The sequence below is a fragment of the Streptomyces niveiscabiei genome (assembly GCF_001419795.1).
GTDB classification, from domain to species: domain Bacteria; phylum Actinomycetota; class Actinomycetes; order Streptomycetales; family Streptomycetaceae; genus Streptomyces; species Streptomyces niveiscabiei.
The window spans coordinates 1-1,756 of record NZ_LIRL01001138.1 but is presented as its reverse complement, the minus strand read 5'-3'; the positions used below and the strand labels follow the sequence as shown (position 1 = coordinate 1,756).

Below are 1,756 nucleotides of genomic sequence, written 5' to 3'. Positions count from 1 at the left end.
CGGACTCATCAGGCGCCGCGCATCAGCCCGAGTCGGCTGTCCGTATCCACGGCGCGCGGCGCCTGATGAGTCCGGTGATCCGCGAGGGTGAAAGCAGGGCCGCGCCCCGAACCTGTCCGGCGTTGCGCACGGGTAGCCCTCTCGGCGGCCCCAGGATGGCGACCGTTCCGACCGCCACCTGTTCGCCTCTGATGTCCGAGGAGTTCCGCATGTCGCTGTCCGCCCGCTCGGCCGCCCTGCTCGCCGCCGCCCTGGCGTCGCTGACGCTCGCCGTACCCGCACACGCCCAGACGCCCGCAGCCGCTGCGGCGGTGACGTACGACGTACAGATCCACGTCTGCGACCGATCGGGGGCGGGCACCGACGACAACGTCTACGGCAGGCTCACCAATTTCATTAGTCATCCCTAGTGTTGCGCATGTATCGTCATACACATGGAGTTGCTGCGCATGTCCAAGGCCGCGAAGCGTCTGGGGATTCACCCGATGACGCTTCGCCAGTGGGCTATCGACGGCAAGATTCCGTTCTCCTGGGTCGGCCGTGAGCGCCGGTTCTCCTCGGTCGATGTGGAGAACATGAAGCGCGGGAGCGGCTTCGCAACCTCCCGTCCGAGGCGGGAGGTTCTGTATGCGCGTGCCTCGGGATCGTCCGGGCAGGAGTCCTCGCTGGCCGCGCAGGAGGAGGAGTTGCGGGCCACCTCCAGGGGTGAGGTCGTGAAAGTCGTCAAGGACCGTGGCTCTGGCCTGCGGGAGAACCGGCCCGGCCTGAACCGGGTGCTGGCGATGGTGTCCGACGGCTCGGTGAATGTGGTGCGGGTGACGCATGAGGACCGTCTCGCCCGGTTCGGTGTGGGCTGGCTGAAGCGTCTGTTCGCCGTGTACGGCGTCACGCTCGAAGTGCTGCACCCGAAGAAGTCCGGCGGCCGGGATGAACTCCTCGACGACTTCGTCTTGTTGGTTACCACGTTCGCGGGCCGTTTGTACGGGATGCGGTCAGCAGAGGCACGCAAACGGCTGCTCGCTGAGACTGGCCAGTGCGCTGATGACGGTGGCGGCCGGTGAGCCGGAAGCTGCTGCTCGCCGAGGGCGAGACCTCCCGCACCGTGTGCGCCCGTGGCTTGTTGCGCACCGGCGTGGATGAGAGGACCGGCGAACTCCTGTCCGCCGCTGCGGTGGCGGAGCGTGTGGGCTGGTGCGCGGGCCTGGTGTCGGGCATGGTCGGTGCGCTGACCGCCGCGCACTGGAACACCGCCGACGTGGACACCCTGGCATCCGGCGAGGACGCGGGGGGCAGGAAACTGCCGTCGAACGCGTGGATGGCGCTGCGCCGCCTGGGCTGGGCCGTCGAGCTGCCCGAGGGTGTCAAGGCCAACGATCGCATCGTGCGGATGGCCCAGGAGCAGGCCGGGCGTGCCCTGCGGTCGGCGAAGTGGCGCGCCGACCTGACGGCTGGTGTGCTCAAGACGTGGCCCGCCGATCCGGCGAGGCGCACCACAGGCGAGTGGGACGCGGTGCGCGAGGCGGTACCCGGCGGCCAGTTCCTGCCGTCCAGTGTGATCAAGTCCCGTACCCGGCAGGCTGCGGCGTTCGTCCGCAAGACCGGCCGGATGCCGGTCGATGTGTTCGAGTTGGAGCCCACGCCCCGGATCGCACACATGCTGCTGCTCTCGGCGTGTGACGCGCAGCAGGCCACCATCGAACGCGCCGACGAACCCGGCCGCGCCCTGCTGCGGCTCCAACTGCCCACCCGCCCCGAC

Annotated in this window: 2 protein-coding genes and 1 pseudogene; all 3 read left to right on the top strand. The window is 69.2% G+C overall.

The window, feature by feature from the left end:
• The first annotated feature begins 209 nt into the window (after positions 1–209).
• Positions 210–410, top strand: coding sequence for a hypothetical protein (locus AOK24_RS41055; protein ID WP_133258130.1), 201 nt, complete (start codon positions 210–212; stop codon positions 408–410).
• A 24-nt stretch (positions 411–434) separates the two neighbouring features.
• Complete coding sequence (locus AOK24_RS41050) at positions 435–1,061, top strand: IS607 family transposase (RefSeq protein WP_055724994.1); 627 nt, start codon at positions 435–437, stop codon at positions 1,059–1,061.
• Positions 1,058–1,756, top strand: a pseudogene (locus AOK24_RS51865) (zinc ribbon domain-containing protein); the annotation flags it as partial. The gene AOK24_RS41050 and the pseudogene AOK24_RS51865, both read left to right, overlap by 4 nt.